The following is a 14,780-nucleotide window of genomic DNA, read 5'->3' on the forward strand; positions in this document are numbered from 1 at the left end:
AAAAAAGAAACGAGTAAATAATGAGTGACCAAGAAAATCAAATGTATTACGCTGCTAATCCTACAGCTAAACATGATGAGCATATAATTGATTATCAGATAAACAATATTGATCTAAAATTTACAACAGATGCAGGCGTTTTTTCAAAAATGCGTGTAGATTATGGTTCAGGCGTTTTAATCAAACAAATGGCCGAAGTTGATTTTCCAAGTAGTAACATCTTAGACGTTGGTGCTGGCTATGGTCCGATTGGTCTCTTTGCAGCCAAGTTTTGGCCTGAGCAAACCGTTGATTTAGTTGATGTAAATGAACGTGGTCTTAACTTGGTAGCCCAAAATGCCGAAGTAAATGGCATCACTAATGTTAATATCTACAAATCGGATGTGTATGATGAAGTTCCCAGTGAACGGAAATTTGGTTTAATTGTTACCAATCCCCCAATTCGGGCAGGGAAAAAGGTTGTTTCAAGTATTTTAGCTGGTGCAAAGGACCATTTAGTTGAAGATGGTGTTTTACTGGTCGTTATCCAGAAAAAGCAGGGAGAACCGAGCGCACGTAAGCTGCTGAAAGAAACTTTTGGCAACTGCACAATTCTAATTCGTGATAAGGGTTACTACGTTTTGCAGGCGGTGAATTCCTAATGTCTTTTTCAAGTGAAGAAAAGAAAAAATACATGCAATTAGCTTTTGAACAGGCTCGAAAAGCTGAGGCAAAAGGAGAAGTTCCGATTGGTGCAATTTTGGTTGACCCTGAAGGACAGGTAATTGGTGAGGGTTATAATCGTAGAGAGCTTGATCAAGATGCAACGCAGCATGCTGAAATGATGGCAATCCGGCAGGGATGTGAAAAACTAAAAGCTTGGCGTCTGCTTGATTGCAGTCTTTTTATAACTTTGGAACCATGCCCAATGTGTGCAGGGGCAATCATTAATTCTAGAATAAAAAACGTCTTCTATGGTGCGTTTGATCCTAAGGCAGGTGCAGCTGGTAGCGTAGTTAACTTGTTTGAAGTGAGCCAGTTTAATCATCATCCCAACGTAATTCGAGGTTTATACCGAGATGAAGCAAGTCAGATGCTCAAATCTTTTTTTAGGGAGATCAGAAACAAGCAAAAAGAAGCTAAAATGGGAATGGAAAATAGCAAAAATTCTGTAAATTAGTGGAAAAAAATCTCAAAGTACGTTAGTATATCTATTGGGCAATGTTTGGCTTCCAAAGCGTGTCAGGACCGGAAGGTAGCAGCACTAAGGTCGTTCAGGCATGTGCCTTTTATTAGACATTAACAAACTCTTAACTCTTTCGAAGAGTTAAGAGTTTTTTACTAGAGAAAGATAAATCAATGGCTTATCAAGCGTTATACCGCAAATGGCGACCACGCACTTTTGACAGTGTTATTGGTCAAGAAGATATTACGAATACTTTGAAAAATGCGATTAAGCGCGGCACGATTTCACATGCTTTTTTATTTGCAGGACCGCGCGGTACAGGTAAGACTTCGTGTGCCAAGATTTTTGCCAAGGCACTCAACTGTACTAACCTTCAAGACGGCGAACCATGCAATGAGTGTGAAAATTGTCTTGCTGCTGATAAGGGTGCGATGGCTGATATCATGGAAATTGATGCGGCCTCGAATAATGGAGTCGATGAAATCCGTGAGATACGTGATAAGGTTAAATATGCACCGACTCAGGGAAAATATAAAGTCTACATTATTGATGAGGTTCATATGCTTTCAATGGGGGCATTTAATGCTTTATTAAAGACTTTGGAAGAGCCACCTGAGCATGTTGTCTTTATTTTAGCGACTACTGAATTACAAAAAGTCCCAGCTACAATTATTTCTAGAACGCAGCGCTATAACTTTAAGCGAATTTCGCAAGCTGACCTTGAAAAGAGGATGAAGTATATCCTTGATCAAGAAAATATCAAATATGATGATAAAGCACTTGCTGTAATTGCCGAAGTAGCTGACGGTGGGATGAGGGATGCTCTTAGTATCCTTGATCAATTGCTCAGTTATGAAAATGATTCGGTTGAGTATGATGCGGCACTTGAAATCACTGGCTTTGCTGCCAAAGAAAAAATTGAACAGATTTTATTAGCAATTTTAAATAAAGATGCAAGCCAAGCTCTTGCCTTAGCCCAGACAGAATTGCAGAATGGTGCGAGCTCAAAAAATATATTAGATGAGTTAATTGATATGGCCACGAACGCTTTGATTTTGCTAAAAGCTGGTGGTGAAAATAAAAGTAACTTTTTAAGTCAGGATTTCGTTGAGCAGATTAAGGATATTCCTGAACAACGCTACTTTAATTTAATTGCATCTGCCAACACTGCGCTAAATGATTTGCGGTATACTAATCAGCAGCAAATTCCCTTAGAGGTCTTCTTGGTTGAAAGTACTAATCAGGAAGTAGTGCCAAACGCTGCAGCCACGCCCGCTACTTCCCCAGTAGTAGAAAAGCAGGCAGCTGACGGTCAAGAACTGCAAGCTGAAGTAACTGCGCTTAAAAAGCAAGTGGTTGAATTAACTGAAAAAGTTGCTAAGCTTGGTAAAACGCAAAACGTAAACAGCGACCGCATTTTCCACCTTGATACTGAGATATCAAATGTAGGAAAAATGTCCCAACCTTCTGAAGAAGTTGCTAAACCTAAAAATCATAAAAAGAAGGTTCGCAACGATCAACATGCAGACGAGCAGAATCGCAAACAGGTCTATCATGTTTTGGAAAATGCTACTAAAAAAGATCTACAGGCAATCAAAGATGTATGGCCAGATTTGCAATCTGTTTTAGCTGTTTCGCAGCGAGCACTGCTTGATGTGCTTGAGCCTGTGGCGGCTAGTCCGGATCAGGTAGTGATGAAATGCAAATATGCGCTTTGGTTTGAAAAAGCTAGCTCTGATGATGATCTGCTTGATATTTTGACTGATCAGATTGCGAAATTTACTAAGCATGAGTACCAAATTGTGCTTGTTCCGGATAAGGACTGGTTCACAGTTCGGAAGGAATTTTTACAGTCGCACAGGGATGAACTACTTAAGCGGCAGAAGCAATCTGGTATTGAAGAGTCGGAAGCAGAAGAGCCAGCGCAAGAGAATAATGATGAAGTTGTTCAAAAAGCGAAAGACTTATTTGGTGACGCTGTTAATATTAAGGATTAAAATTTAAAGGAGAAAAACAATGAGTAAAAGACCTAATTTTGGTGGTATGGGCGGCATGAACATGCAACAAATGATGAAGCAAGCTAAAAAGTTGCAAGAGCAGATGGCCCAAGAGCAACAAACTATCACTGCGCAAGAATTTGTTGGAAAGTCTGCAGATGATATGGTAGTTGCAACCTTTAGTGGTGACCGTAAACTGAAAGATATCACCATTAATAAAGATGCAATTGATCCTGATGATCCAGATATGTTGCAGGATTTGATTATTGATGCTGTCAATAAAGGCTTGTCAGAAATTGATGAGGCGACACAGCAAAGTTTAGGTAAGTATACGAAGGGCATGATTTAATTGCAATATCCAGCACCAATTGCACATTTGATAGATTCTTATATGAAATTGCCTGGAATTGGTGAGAAAACAGCAACCAGGTTAGCTTTTTATACCTTAGATATGCCTGATAGAGATGTTCATGACTTTAGCACTGCTTTAAATGAAGTAAAAGAAAAACTTCATCGCTGTTCAATTTGCGGCAATATTACCGAGCAAGATCCATGTACAATTTGTAGTGATCCAAACCGTGAGCAATCAACAATTATGGTGGTTGAACAACCCAAAGATGTAATGGCATTTGAAGAAATGGGTGAATATAACGGTTTGTACCATGTTCTGCATGGGATTTTGTCGCCAATGGATGGCATTGGACCTGAAGAAATCAATATCAAATCTTTGATTGTTCGTTTGCAAAAACAGGAACAGGTTAAAGAAATGATTTTGGCACTAAACTCAACGCCGGAAGGCGAGTCTACCGCAATGTATATTAGTAAATTAATTAAACCATCTGGTATCAAAGTTACGCGCTTAGCAGCCGGTTTGGCAGTTGGTAGTGATATTGAATATGCAAATGCAATTACTCTAAAAAGAGCAGTGCAGGGGAGAACTTCAATCTAATGGCACACGATAAGATTAAAAAACTAGGCGATCAACGTCTGATCGCTACAATTGAAGAACTACAAGAAGAAATTGCAATTCAAAAGAGTTTAGATCCAACTACCCTTGACATGTCAGAGGACAATATCATTGTAGGTAAAATACTGCTGGCCAAGTATTCTTTTTTATATGATGAAGCACGTCACCGACATACAAGATTTAGTGGTTTTACAAATGCAATTTCAGAATAGAAAAGCTCTAATTTAAGGGCTTTTTTATTTTTACTAAAATTAAAGTACCTTGGGGTGTTAATATAAGACAATCTCTTGTAAAATAGACTCATGGAGAGTTTTATGAATAGCTATTTTATCAGTTTCGAGGGGCCTGATGGGGCCGGTAAAAGCACGGTTTTAGAACAAGTGGTTGCCCAAATTACACCACTGCTCAAAACACAATATCTAGTAACGCGTGAACCAGGCGGTTCGATAATTGCTGAAAAAATTCGGCAGCTTATTTTGGATCCGACTAATGAAAAAATGAGTGCAAAAACTGAAGCACTATTATATGCAGCTGCTCGTAGTCAGCATATGAGTGAAACAGTAATTCCAGCACTTAAAGCAGGTAAGGTGATTTTTTCTGATCGCTTTGTTGATAGTTCATTGGCATACCAGGGTGCAGGACGTGATCTTGGAATCGATGCAGTTAAGCAAATTAATAATTTTGCAACTAGTGGCATCGAGCCAAATCTAACTCTATTCCTAGATGTTAAGCCAGAAGTTGGTCTTGCACGAATTGAACGTGCTCGCGCGGGTCAGGAAGACCGTTTGGAACTGGAAAAATTAGCCTTTCATCAAAAAGTTTATGAAGGTTATCTTGAAGTTAACCGTAAACATCCAGAGCGAATTGCCATTGTCGATGGAGATCGACTGGTTAATCAAGTAGTAGAAGACTGTGTTAATATTATAAAAAAACGGATACCAAAAGATTTGCTAAAGGACTGATTTGAATGAAATTAATAATTGCAATTGTTCAAAGAGAAGATGCTAGCCGGCTGCAACATGCTTTTGCTAAAGAAAACATTCGTGCAACTAAGTTGGCGACAACTGGTGGTTTTTTAAGTGAAGGTAATACAACTTTCTTAATCGGAATTGATGAAAAACACGTCAAGAAAGTGATGCGCTTAATTCAAGGCGAATCACAAGGACGTGAGGAGTACATGAATCCTAATTTATCAATGACTGGATTTGATGTTAGCAGTCAACCAGTAAAAATCACAGTTGGCGGTGCAACATGCTTTGTACTACCTGTAGAAGAATTTAAGCAATTTTAATGAAAATCGAACTAGCAAAAAGGGGCAAAAAACAAGCCCAGTTTTTACAACATGCTTATGAAGAAAACAAGTTGGCTCATAGCTATTTATTTGTCGATGCAAATGAAAAGCAAGCCTTAAATACTGCATATTGGCTAGCGTGTTTATTCAATTGTACAGGTGAGCAAAAACCGGACGGTACTTGTCAAAATTGTCGCCAAATTATCTCTGAAAATAATCCAGATGTGTTGTTAGTTACACCTGAAAATAAACAGAGTTTAGGAATCGATCAGGTTCGAATACTAAAAGAAGAATTAGCAAAGAGCCCAGTTCAAAGTAGCACGCGCTTTTTCATCATTGATGAGGCACAAAAGCTGACTCTAGCTGCAGCTAATGCACTTCTTAACTTGTTAGAGGAACCAGTCGCTCCAGTGGTTACAATTTTGATTACTAATAATACGGATCAAATTTTACCAACAATTCGTTCGCGTACCCAGATTGTTAATTTTACTGATGGCAAGAAACCTGATAATAAAACGACACTTTTGTTGGAAAATGGTTTTAGCCAAGATGAGATTGATGAATTAGATAATACTAGTAGTCTTGATCAGGCAATCAAGTATTTTTATCAAGAAATGCTTGAGCACAATTCATTGGCATTGGTAAGTGCGCATAAATTGGCTGAATTGGCTAAAGGCAAGTCCGAGCAAAATTACTTGCTGGTTATGCTAAAACAAATGGCACAAAAAGATTTAAATAGTGGTAATCAACAGGCTGGTGCAAGAATGCTGAAGTACTTAGTGGAAATTGACAAAATGCAATATAGCAATGTTAGTTTTCGTAATCTTCTTGATTATCTTGCTTTGCAGTGGAAAAGGTAGGTGTTTTTATGGTTGATTCTTATTCAAAATTAGAGCAGCTCCATGAATCGATGGTTAGTATGACTAAAACCATTGAAAGCTTGGAAAATAGTATCTTAGATACACTTAGAGAAAATACAGAACTTAAAGTCGAAAATCAGTTGTTGCGTGAAAAAATGGATAAGATGAGCAATGCCCATAACAACACGATTAAGACGCAAAGTGGTCTTGAATCTTTACGCAAAATATACAATTCAGGTTATCACATCTGCAATATGTACTATGGTTCTCATCGTGATCCTAGTTCGGATTGCATGTTTTGCTTAGATATTTTAGACAATTTTGGTGAAAAGAAGAAAAAACATTAAGGACTTGAGATAGATGCAGCGGCAAAGTAGCTATGCGACAGACAAGGGTAAACTTTATTTAGTACCAACTCCGATTGGTAATCTAGAAGACATAACCATTCGGGCCAAAAAAGTTTTACAGAGCGCGGATTATATTGCAGCCGAAGACACACGAACAAGTGGAATTTTATTGGAAAAGATTGGCGTTCATAATCATATGCTGTCTTTTCATAAATATAATTCTAAACAACGTGCTCCGGAACTAATTAAACTAATGCAAGAAGGAGCTGTGATTGCTGAAATCAGTGATGCTGGTATGCCAGTTATTTCTGATCCTGGTTATGAATTGGTGCAAGAGTGTATCAAAAACGATATTCCAGTTGTACCACTTCCAGGAGCTTCTGCCTTTACGACAGCCCTGATTGCTTCAGGTTTTGATGCGCAACCTTTCACTTACTACGGCTTTTTACCACGAAAAGCTAGCGAGCAGAAGCCGTTTTTTGAACAAATGAATGAGGCAAGAGCAACGTCAATTTTTTATGAAGCACCTCATCGCTTGGCTAAAACGCTTAAAAACATGGCAACAGTTTTTGATTCTAACCGACAAATTGTTGCTGCTAGAGAATTAACCAAAATTCATGAAGAATTTGTTCGCGGTACGATTACTGAATTAAATGATTATTTTGAGGAGAATGCTCCGCGAGGCGAATTTGTAATATTGGTATCACCAAATGACAAAGAGCAAGAGCAACTCTCCTGGGATGAATTAATTGCATTAGTTGATCAGCGTGTACAGCTTGGCGATAGTAAGAAAGTTGCAATCAAAGAAGTTGCTCAGGAAAATAATGTCTCGAAGAATGAGTTATATGATCGATATCATCAAAAGTAGGCAAGTAATATGAAATATAGTGAACAACATACAGTAAATTATTATGAATGTGATGAAAACCGGCATTTAAGATTACCAGCAATGATTAACTTGATGATGAGTGTTTCTGAGAATCAACTAGCCGATAGCTCTGGTAGTACTAAAGAGTTGACACGTCGTGGCCTAGGCTGGGTAGTAACACAGTATCATTTAGATGTTAATAGATGGCCTGAACCTGGTGAAGTAATTACTCTAACGACTGAACCAATTGGTTATAACCGGTTCCTGGAGTATCGTGATTACCAATTCACTGATGAAAAGGGTAATACCTTGATTACTGGTCAAAGCGAGTGGGTTTTGTTTGATTTAAATAAACGTAAATTGGTTTCTACGGATAAAGAAATGATGGATGATTTAGGCATTCCTTTATTGAAAAAGTTGCCACGTTTTCCACGTTTGAAGCCACAAGATGAATATCAAGATAAGCGTCAGTACCGCGTTCGATATGACGATTTAGATACTAATCATCATATGACTAACGGCCACTACTTTAACTGGTTTATTGATACTTTGGATCGTGATTTTCTTAAGACTCATGTTATTAGTGGGATTGACATCAAGTTTAACCTTGAAGTACGCTATTCGCAGACGCCATTTGCTTGTGTGAAATTGGTTGAAAATGAAGATGAAATTAAGTCATATCACACAATTGCTGATGAAGAACGGAATGATAAAGCCGTTTGTGAACTAACTTGGCGTAAATTATAATATAATTAGACGAGGTTATTAAACCAAGTTTATTATGAAAGAAGTGCTGCAAAATGACTACAAAGGAAATGTTTAAGGTTGAATTGCGCGATCTAGTCCTTTTAGGCTTTGTTGTTGCCATCAAAGTTGTTCTTAGTCGCTTTAGTCTTGGAACAACAGTTGTTCATGTTAGTTTAGGTTTTGTTGGAAGCGTCATGCTTGGCTATTTATTTGGCCCAGTTTGGGGTGCAATTGGCGGAGGAATAAGTGACTTTGTGTCCTCAGCGTTATTTGGCAACCAAGGGGGCTTTTTTATTGGCTTCACATTGAGTGCAATGATCGGGCCACTTATTTATGGTTTGCTTTTTTACAAGAAACCAGTTAAAACTTGGCGCATTATTCTTGCAACGATTTTGGTTACAGTTATAGTCAATATTGGATTGAATACCCTATGGGTTCATCTGATGTATGGCATGGATCTCAAGGCAGCTTTAATTCAGCGCATCCCTAAAGAGACGATTGTGCCTTGGATCGAAATGGTTGTTACTTACTTTGTTTTACAAGCAATTTCGCGGGTAAAAATTAGAAGATAGTTTTAAAAAGGTAGAAGTAATCTGAAATGAAAATTTTAAGCATATCAACGGCAACTAATGAGTTGAGTGTGGCTTTAAATGAAGATGAACGCTTAATAGTAGAAAAGAATGAATTGGATGAGCGGAACCACAGTGAACATCTCGATCCAATTATTGATGAAATTCTGAACAAAAATAAGCTTAAGTTAAAGGATATTGACCGTTTTGCAGTCGCAATTGGTCCAGGTTCATACACAGGTCTACGTATCGGTGTCACAACAGTGAAAATGTTTGCCAGCATTTTAACTAAAGAAGTAGTTGGCGTTTCTACTTTACAAGCTTTAGCAGCCAGTTGCTCTGAAGAAGATACTTTAGTGGTGGCTGGAATTGATGCCAGAAATGACAACTTCTTTGCAGGAGCATACCTTAATGAAAATGGGCAGCCAGTTAATGTGATTCCCGATGGACATTACCACATCGATGTTTTACATACTGCAATCAACGAGTATTTAAATGATCATAAGCCGAAAAAGCTTCTCTTTATTGGATCTGGTTTTGATAAGCAGATCGAGCAACTCGATACGCTTGAACTGCCATATTCGTTTGGCTCTGGTGAGCAAAATGCAATTCATGCCGGCTTAATTGGCAAGCTTGCACTCAACAAGGAACCAGTTGATCCTGACTTATTGTTACCAAACTATTTGAGACGGACACAAGCTGAAGTAGATTGGCATAAAAAGACGGGTAATCCGTTTGGTCCAGATAGTAATTATGTGGAAGAAGTTTAAACAGCTAGTTACGTTTCCGCATTCAGCAAATGACTCAAGTGATTTTCACTTCAGGCCATTTGCCTTTAAATTGCAGCAAGAAACGCTTCAAGTAATGAAGGCAAAAACTGATGAAATCACTAATCTACTATTACTTGAAGAAAAAGTCTATAATGGTGCGACACCATGGTCAGCTGCAATTTTTCAAGTTGAACTAATTAAAAAGGATTCACTATATTTAGTGGTTTATCATGGTTCGAGATTAGTGGCAATGATTGGGATGCGCAAGATGAATACTGAAGCCCATGTTACTAACATAATGGTTGATCCGGAGTGGCAACACCAAGGGTTAGGTACTTACTTGATGAAACTGATGATTGACTACGCGCAAAAAGTTAACTGCAGTTTTATTAGTTTAGAAGTGCGAATTGACAATGAAAACGCCAAAAAGCTCTATCAGGCTTTGGGCTTTACAGTTAAGTTAGTTCGCCCAAATTATTATCAAGACGTGCATAAAGATGGATTGAATATGGTGCTGGATTTAACAACACAAAAGAAAGGGATTGACTTTGGATAGTAAAAAAGATATCCGTATTTTGGCATATGAAAGCTCATGTGATGAGACTTCAACTTCAGTTGTCAAAAATGGTCGCGAAATTGAAAGTTTAATTGTTGCTACACAAATTAAGAGCCACCAGCGTTTTGGTGGTGTTGTGCCGGAAGTGGCAAGTCGCCACCATATTGAAGTAATTAGTCAAATTACTAAAGAAGCTTTGGCTGAAGCTAATGCTACTTGGAATGATATTGATGCCATTGCTGTAACTTATGGTCCAGGACTAGTTGGTGCATTGCTAATTGGTGTCAGTGCTGCTAAAGCTGCTTCAATGGCAACTGACTTGCCTTTGATTGGTGTCGACCATATTATGGGTCATATTATGGCAGCACAATTAACAGATGAAATTGTTTATCCTGCATTGGCACTTCAAGTCTCTGGCGGTCACACTGAAATTGTTCTTTTGAAAGACCCAACTCATTTTGAAATTGTTGGTGATACGAGGGATGATGCTGCAGGGGAAGCGTACGATAAGATTGGCCGCGTTCTTGGTGTTAATTATCCTGCTGGCAAAACTATTGATGAATGGGCACATCAAGGGAAAGACACATTCAATTTTCCACGTGCAATGATGGAAGACGACGATTATGATTTTTCTTTTTCTGGACTAAAGAGTGCGTTTATCAACACCTGTCACCATGCAGATCAGCTTCATCAAGAATTAAATAAATATGATTTAGCTGCTAGCTTTCAAGCTGCAGTGGTTGATGTTTTAGCTCATAAAACAATCAGGGCAATCAAACAGTATCAACCAAAAACCTTCATCATGGGTGGCGGCGTTGCTGCTAATTTAGGTTTACGTGATCGAATGGAAGCTGAAATTGCTAACCTACCAGAGAATTTAACTCCTAAAGTTATTTTGCCAAGTCTAAAATTATGTGGTGATAATGCGGCAATGATAGGTGCTGCTGCCTATAATCTCTATAACGAAGGTAAATTTGCGGATTTAACTTTAAACGCAGATCCTTCGCTCGAATTACCTTACGCAACAGAAATGTTAAAGTAAAAACAAAAAGACTCAACTTTTAAGGTTGAGTCTTTTTTAATGTTTAATATTCGTGATAAAAAGCAACTAATTCACCTTGATCGCAAGATGTGAAGCCATTTTTTTCATAAAAGGCACGGGTCACAGGTTCTTCCATTGTCAAAAGCACTTGTTGGCGCACGTGACGAAATTCTTTACATACTTTATTAATCAATGTTGAGCCAATTCCCTGGTTTTGGTACGCAGGTAAAACCAGTAAGTCTTGAATATAAATAATAGTCAAGCCATCACCAACGACACGAATTAAGCCGATTAGTTGATCATGATTGAATGCGCCAAGCACATAAAGTGAATTATGGACAGCTTGCTGAAGTAGTTCAGGTTTTTCTGTATATGAAGTCCAGCCTACACTTTGATACAAGTTAATTAGTTGTTTTAGATTAATATTCTTATCGGTTAAAAAATTCATTTTGTCCTCCTTAATTTATCTACAAATTAAAGAGCAATACGTAATTTCTCCATTTCATAACCTCACTTTTTTATTTAATGGTATTAGGTAACCTTCATTTTATGAAAAGTGGGTCTAAAAGACAAGATGCTTGAGAACTTAATTAGCTATTCAGCATTTAAAGTTGAAATGTTAAACTAGTTATTTATAAAACTAGTGGAGGATGTATTTATGCAACACAATTATGTGGCTTTTAGCCAGGCAGATGTTTTTACCCAAATACCTTATCAGGGTAATCCGGTCGCGGTAATTATTGATGGTGACAAGTTTAGCGATGATGAAATGCAAAAAATAGCGAATTGGACCAACCTTTCGGAAACCACATTTTTATGTTCGCCAACGAATCCCGCTGCTGATTATCGTTTACGTATTTTTACCCCTAAAGAAGAACTATCCTTTGCAGGTCACCCAACGATTGGCTCAGCAAAAGTGGCATTGAATAATGGACTAAAGCCTAAGCATCCTGAATACTTAGTGCAAGAATGTGCTAAAGGATTGGTACCGGTTTATATGAAGCAAGACAAACTATTCTTTACCTTACCTAAACCTGACGTAAAACCAATTTCATCAGATTTATTAGAAGCAATTGCTCAGGCTCTAGGGCTCCCAAATATTGATTCAATTAAGCTAGCTAAGGTAGTTGACGTTGGAGCAGTTTGGTACACTTTATATCTTGATACGGTCGAAACTGTTCTTAGTCTAAATCCAGACGACAGCCAATTAGCATCATTATTGCCAAAAGGCACTTCAGGTGTAACTGTTTTTGCCTTGACTGATGGAGAAACGGAAGTTGAAGTTCGGTCATTTGCCCCCGGACAAGGTGTCCATGAAGATCCTGTTTGTGGGAGTGGGAATGGTGCAGTGGCAGTTTTGGTTAAAGAAGAGCACCTATTAGCAAAATCTCACTATCTTGCTAGCCAAGGCCAAAAATGTGGACGCTCCGGGTTAATTGAAGTTGACTTAGATAATCAAGGTCAAATTCTAATTGGTGGACAAGCTGTTGAGTGTATTAAAGGTCGAATTACGCTACCAGAACGGTAATAAAAAGAGATTGCATGATTAATGCAATCTCTTTTAGTTTATTCGAAGTCATCTAATGCAGTGAGAGCTGTTTCCCAGTCATCATTTGCCTTGTCTAATTCGGTTTGAATGTCTGTTAATTGTTCTTGAAGTGGTCCAAGCTTATCAAAATTAGTAGCAATTTCAGGATCAGCCATTTCAGTTTGAATTTCTTCTTGCTGCTTTTCAAGTTGGTCGATTTTTGCTTCAGCAGCTTCTACTTCACGTTGCAACTTCCGTTTTTGTGAATCGCGCTGCTTTTGTTCTTGATAAGAAAGCTTATTGGTTGATTCATCAGAAGGATTTTCCATTTCTGTTGCACTTTGCTCAATAGAGGCTTCAGCCGCAGTATCTGTCGTTTTAGCTTTTTCGTTAAGGTAATATGTGTAATCACCCTCATAAACTTTGGCATGCTGGTCTTTAACTTCAACAATTTTGTTGGATAATTGATTAATAAAGTAACGGTCATGTGAAACAAACAGTAAAGTGCCATCAAACTTTTGTAAGGCTTGTTCAAGCACTTCCTTAGCTTCTAAGTCTAAGTGGTTAGTAGGCTCATCCATTAGCAGAAAGTTGTTGTGTTCCAGAGACAAGACTGTCAGAGTCAGTCTTGCTTTCTGTCCACCTGATAGTTGCCCGACTGTCTTATCAATGTCTTTAGCCGTAAAAAGAAAACTTGCTAGAATTGAACGTACATCCCGTTCGGGCATCGTTTTATGGCGATCCCAAATTGTATCAAGCACTGTTTTGGTCGGATCAAGCAGTTGTAATTCTTGATCATAATAACCGATGTCAAGAGAGGCACCATACTTGATCGAACCACCCTTTGGCTTTAATTCCTTCATGACAGTTTTAAGTAGGGTAGATTTACCAATTCCGTTAGGGCCAATTACTGCAACACGATCGCCCTTGTTAACTTGCAAGGAAATATCTTCGACCATGGTTTTGGTTGGATAACCAATGGTTAAGTCACGTAAAATTAATACTTCTTTTCCGGAAGGGCGTTCACTTCTAAAGTTAATTTGAACCTTGTTTTTATGTTTAGGTGGAGTGATCCGTTCCATTTTTTCTAGTTGCTTACGTCGACTTTGGGCACGCTTAGTGGTTTTAGCTCTGGCAATATTCTTTTGAATGAATTCCTCATCCTTTTTAATTTTTTCTTGTTGCCGCTCGTAAGCCTCTTCTTGCTGCATGTTGCGTAACTCACGCTCAGCAACATAGTTAGAGTAGTTTCCCTTAAAAACAGTTAGCTTACCGAATTGCAATTCAAAAATTTGGTTAGCCAAATGATCTAAAAAGTACTGGTCGTGGGAAACAACCAAGATAGCACCAGAATAGCTCTTTAGATAGGTTTCTAACCAGTCCAAAGTATCTAAATCAAGATAGTTGGTAGGCTCATCGAGCAAAAGTAGTGGTGGCTTACGTAACAACAGTTTAACGAAAGCCAATCTAGTTTTTTCACCACCAGAAAGACTACCAATTGTTTTTGTCCATGTTGATTCAGGAAAATTAAAACCATTTAGAATACTCTTAATATCAGACTGATAAGTGTAACCGCCTTGTTGCTCAAAGTTAAATTGAAGTTGGTCATACTGTTTTAGCAGCTGCTTATCCTCAGGATGAGCGGCAATTTTTTCCTGCAGAGTTTGAATATTCTGGCTCATTTGAATTAGCGTAGCAAAAACGGTCAACATTTCATCCCAAATGTTGTTTTCTTCGTTTAAACCATTTTCCTGTGCAATATAACCAACGTCGATGTCTTTATTAATCGTGAATTCGCCGTGAGTAGCTTCTTCTTCACCAGTCATAATTTTTAATAGGGTAGTCTTACCAACCCCGTTTGGTCCCACTAAACCAATTCGTGCATTTGAATCAATTGAAAAATTGACGTTCTTAAATAGTGTAGTAGCGCCAAATTGTTTCTCTAAGTTGTGTCCTTGTGCAATTATCATAATTTTTCACCTAAAAACTATTTTAGCATACACTGCAGTGCGATAGTGGACGGATTATTGAAGGGAGGCAAAAACAAAGTTAGTGAAGATTTGGTAATTATCA

19 protein-coding genes and 1 other RNA gene are annotated in these 14,780 nt (G+C 38.2%); 18 read left to right on the top strand and 2 right to left on the bottom strand.

The window, feature by feature from the left end; genetic code table 11:
- Positions 1-20: 20 nt before the first annotated feature.
- The 17 genes from H3R21_RS06850 to tsaD all read left to right on the top strand — a co-directional run bounded on the left by H3R21_RS06850 (position 21) and on the right by tsaD (position 11,179).
- Positions 21-641 carry a class I SAM-dependent methyltransferase gene (locus H3R21_RS06850; protein WP_198183997.1) on the top strand — a complete coding sequence of 207 codons (621 nt, stop codon included), beginning with the start codon at positions 21-23 and terminating at the stop codon, positions 639-641.
- Positions 641-1,159: a tRNA adenosine(34) deaminase TadA gene (gene tadA, locus H3R21_RS06855; protein WP_198183999.1), complete on the top strand. Its 519-nt coding sequence runs from the start codon at positions 641-643 to the stop codon at positions 1,157-1,159. The genes H3R21_RS06850 and tadA overlap by 1 nt, the downstream gene beginning before the upstream one ends.
- Positions 1,160-1,184: 25 nt before the next feature.
- Positions 1,185-1,284, top strand: an RNA gene (gene ffs / locus H3R21_RS06860) — signal recognition particle sRNA small type.
- Positions 1,285-1,338: 54 nt separating this feature from the next.
- On the top strand, positions 1,339-3,162 hold the full coding sequence (gene dnaX, locus H3R21_RS06865; protein WP_198184001.1) for a DNA polymerase III subunit gamma/tau: 1,824 nt from the start codon (positions 1,339-1,341) through the stop codon (positions 3,160-3,162).
- A gap of 19 nt (positions 3,163-3,181) precedes the next feature.
- Positions 3,182-3,511, top strand: coding sequence for a YbaB/EbfC family nucleoid-associated protein (locus H3R21_RS06870; protein ID WP_198184003.1), 330 nt, complete (start codon positions 3,182-3,184; stop codon positions 3,509-3,511).
- Entirely contained in the window at positions 3,512-4,111 is a 600-nt protein-coding gene (recR, locus tag H3R21_RS06875) for a recombination mediator RecR (RefSeq protein WP_198184005.1), read from the top strand. It abuts the gene before it with no gap.
- The gene (locus H3R21_RS06880; RefSeq protein ID WP_046307412.1) at positions 4,111-4,341 is read left to right on the top strand and encodes a YaaL family protein; all 231 of its coding nucleotides are present in this window, start codon (positions 4,111-4,113) and stop codon (positions 4,339-4,341) included. Before recR ends, H3R21_RS06880 begins: the two co-directional genes overlap by 1 nt.
- 102 nt (positions 4,342-4,443) lie before the next feature.
- Positions 4,444-5,091, top strand: coding sequence for a dTMP kinase (gene tmk, locus H3R21_RS06885; protein ID WP_198184007.1), 648 nt, complete (start codon positions 4,444-4,446; stop codon positions 5,089-5,091).
- Positions 5,092-5,096: 5 nt separating this feature from the next.
- A complete protein-coding gene (locus tag H3R21_RS06890) occupies positions 5,097-5,420 on the top strand; it encodes a cyclic-di-AMP receptor (protein ID WP_046307408.1) in 324 nt (107 codons plus the stop codon).
- Positions 5,420-6,280, top strand: a complete 861-nt coding sequence (locus H3R21_RS06895; RefSeq protein ID WP_198184009.1) for a DNA polymerase III subunit delta' — start codon at positions 5,420-5,422, stop codon at positions 6,278-6,280. Before H3R21_RS06890 ends, H3R21_RS06895 begins: the two co-directional genes overlap by 1 nt.
- 8 nt (positions 6,281-6,288) lie before the next feature.
- Positions 6,289-6,627, top strand: a complete 339-nt coding sequence (gene yabA, locus H3R21_RS06900; RefSeq protein WP_046307404.1) for a DNA replication initiation control protein YabA — start codon at positions 6,289-6,291, stop codon at positions 6,625-6,627.
- 13 nt (positions 6,628-6,640) lie between these two features.
- Complete coding sequence (gene rsmI / locus H3R21_RS06905) at positions 6,641-7,495, top strand: 16S rRNA (cytidine(1402)-2'-O)-methyltransferase (RefSeq protein WP_109715713.1); 855 nt, start codon at positions 6,641-6,643, stop codon at positions 7,493-7,495.
- Positions 7,496-7,504: 9 nt separating this feature from the next.
- Positions 7,505-8,242: an acyl-[acyl-carrier-protein] thioesterase gene (locus H3R21_RS06910; protein WP_198184011.1), complete on the top strand. Its 738-nt coding sequence runs from the start codon at positions 7,505-7,507 to the stop codon at positions 8,240-8,242.
- A 53-nt stretch (positions 8,243-8,295) separates the two neighbouring features.
- The gene (locus tag H3R21_RS06915) at positions 8,296-8,814 is read left to right on the top strand and encodes a folate family ECF transporter S component (RefSeq protein WP_198184012.1); all 519 of its coding nucleotides are present in this window, start codon (positions 8,296-8,298) and stop codon (positions 8,812-8,814) included.
- Positions 8,815-8,840: 26 nt separating this feature from the next.
- On the top strand, positions 8,841-9,581 hold the full coding sequence (gene tsaB / locus H3R21_RS06920; RefSeq protein ID WP_198184015.1) for a tRNA (adenosine(37)-N6)-threonylcarbamoyltransferase complex dimerization subunit type 1 TsaB: 741 nt from the start codon (positions 8,841-8,843) through the stop codon (positions 9,579-9,581).
- Positions 9,547-10,137, top strand: coding sequence for a ribosomal protein S18-alanine N-acetyltransferase (gene rimI, locus H3R21_RS06925; protein ID WP_232352357.1), 591 nt, complete (start codon positions 9,547-9,549; stop codon positions 10,135-10,137). Before tsaB ends, rimI begins: the two co-directional genes overlap by 35 nt.
- On the top strand, positions 10,130-11,179 hold the full coding sequence (gene tsaD, locus H3R21_RS06930) for a tRNA (adenosine(37)-N6)-threonylcarbamoyltransferase complex transferase subunit TsaD (protein ID WP_198184017.1): 1,050 nt from the start codon (positions 10,130-10,132) through the stop codon (positions 11,177-11,179). The genes rimI and tsaD overlap by 8 nt, the downstream gene beginning before the upstream one ends.
- Positions 11,180-11,222: 43 nt before the next feature.
- Here tsaD and H3R21_RS06935 read toward each other — a convergent pair whose 3' ends face one another.
- Positions 11,223-11,627, bottom strand: a complete 405-nt coding sequence (locus H3R21_RS06935; RefSeq protein WP_198184019.1) for a GNAT family N-acetyltransferase — start codon at positions 11,625-11,627, stop codon at positions 11,223-11,225.
- Between the two features lie 210 nt (positions 11,628-11,837).
- Here H3R21_RS06935 and H3R21_RS06940 point away from each other — a divergent pair, with 210 nt between their 5' ends.
- On the top strand, positions 11,838-12,707 hold the full coding sequence (locus tag H3R21_RS06940; protein ID WP_198184021.1) for a PhzF family phenazine biosynthesis protein: 870 nt from the start codon (positions 11,838-11,840) through the stop codon (positions 12,705-12,707).
- 38 nt (positions 12,708-12,745) lie between these two features.
- Here H3R21_RS06940 and H3R21_RS06945 read toward each other — a convergent pair whose 3' ends face one another.
- Positions 12,746-14,677, bottom strand: coding sequence for an ABC-F family ATP-binding cassette domain-containing protein (locus H3R21_RS06945; RefSeq protein WP_198184023.1), 1,932 nt, complete (start codon positions 14,675-14,677; stop codon positions 12,746-12,748).
- Positions 14,678-14,780: the final 103 nt, after the last annotated feature.

Source organism: Lactobacillus sp. W8172 (assembly GCF_016102055.1).
Classification (GTDB): Bacteria; Bacillota; Bacilli; order Lactobacillales; family Lactobacillaceae; genus Lactobacillus; species Lactobacillus apis_A.

Bases quoted from the DNA above. Each gene is read 5' to 3' on its own strand.
- H3R21_RS06935 (WP_198184019.1), bottom strand. From the start codon at position 11,627: ATGAATTTTTTAACCGATAAGAATATTAATCTAAAACAACTAATTAAC.
- H3R21_RS06850 (WP_198183997.1), top strand. From the start codon at position 21: ATGAGTGACCAAGAAAATCAAATGTATTACGCTGCTAATCCTACAGCT.
- H3R21_RS06945 (WP_198184023.1), bottom strand. From the start codon at position 14,677: ATGATAATTGCACAAGGACACAACTTAGAGAAACAATTTGGCGCTACT.
- H3R21_RS06910 (WP_198184011.1), top strand. From the start codon at position 7,505: ATGAAATATAGTGAACAACATACAGTAAATTATTATGAATGTGATGAA.
- H3R21_RS06915 (WP_198184012.1), top strand. From the start codon at position 8,296: ATGACTACAAAGGAAATGTTTAAGGTTGAATTGCGCGATCTAGTCCTT.
- H3R21_RS06870 (WP_198184003.1), top strand. From the start codon at position 3,182: ATGAGTAAAAGACCTAATTTTGGTGGTATGGGCGGCATGAACATGCAA.
- dnaX (WP_198184001.1), top strand. From the start codon at position 1,339: ATGGCTTATCAAGCGTTATACCGCAAATGGCGACCACGCACTTTTGAC.
- yabA (WP_046307404.1), top strand. From the start codon at position 6,289: ATGGTTGATTCTTATTCAAAATTAGAGCAGCTCCATGAATCGATGGTT.
- tmk (WP_198184007.1), top strand. From the start codon at position 4,444: ATGAATAGCTATTTTATCAGTTTCGAGGGGCCTGATGGGGCCGGTAAA.
- H3R21_RS06890 (WP_046307408.1), top strand. From the start codon at position 5,097: ATGAAATTAATAATTGCAATTGTTCAAAGAGAAGATGCTAGCCGGCTG.
- rsmI (WP_109715713.1), top strand. From the start codon at position 6,641: ATGCAGCGGCAAAGTAGCTATGCGACAGACAAGGGTAAACTTTATTTA.
- tsaB (WP_198184015.1), top strand. From the start codon at position 8,841: ATGAAAATTTTAAGCATATCAACGGCAACTAATGAGTTGAGTGTGGCT.
- tadA (WP_198183999.1), top strand. From the start codon at position 641: ATGTCTTTTTCAAGTGAAGAAAAGAAAAAATACATGCAATTAGCTTTT.
- H3R21_RS06940 (WP_198184021.1), top strand. From the start codon at position 11,838: ATGCAACACAATTATGTGGCTTTTAGCCAGGCAGATGTTTTTACCCAA.
- H3R21_RS06880 (WP_046307412.1), top strand. From the start codon at position 4,111: ATGGCACACGATAAGATTAAAAAACTAGGCGATCAACGTCTGATCGCT.
- H3R21_RS06895 (WP_198184009.1), top strand. From the start codon at position 5,420: ATGAAAATCGAACTAGCAAAAAGGGGCAAAAAACAAGCCCAGTTTTTA.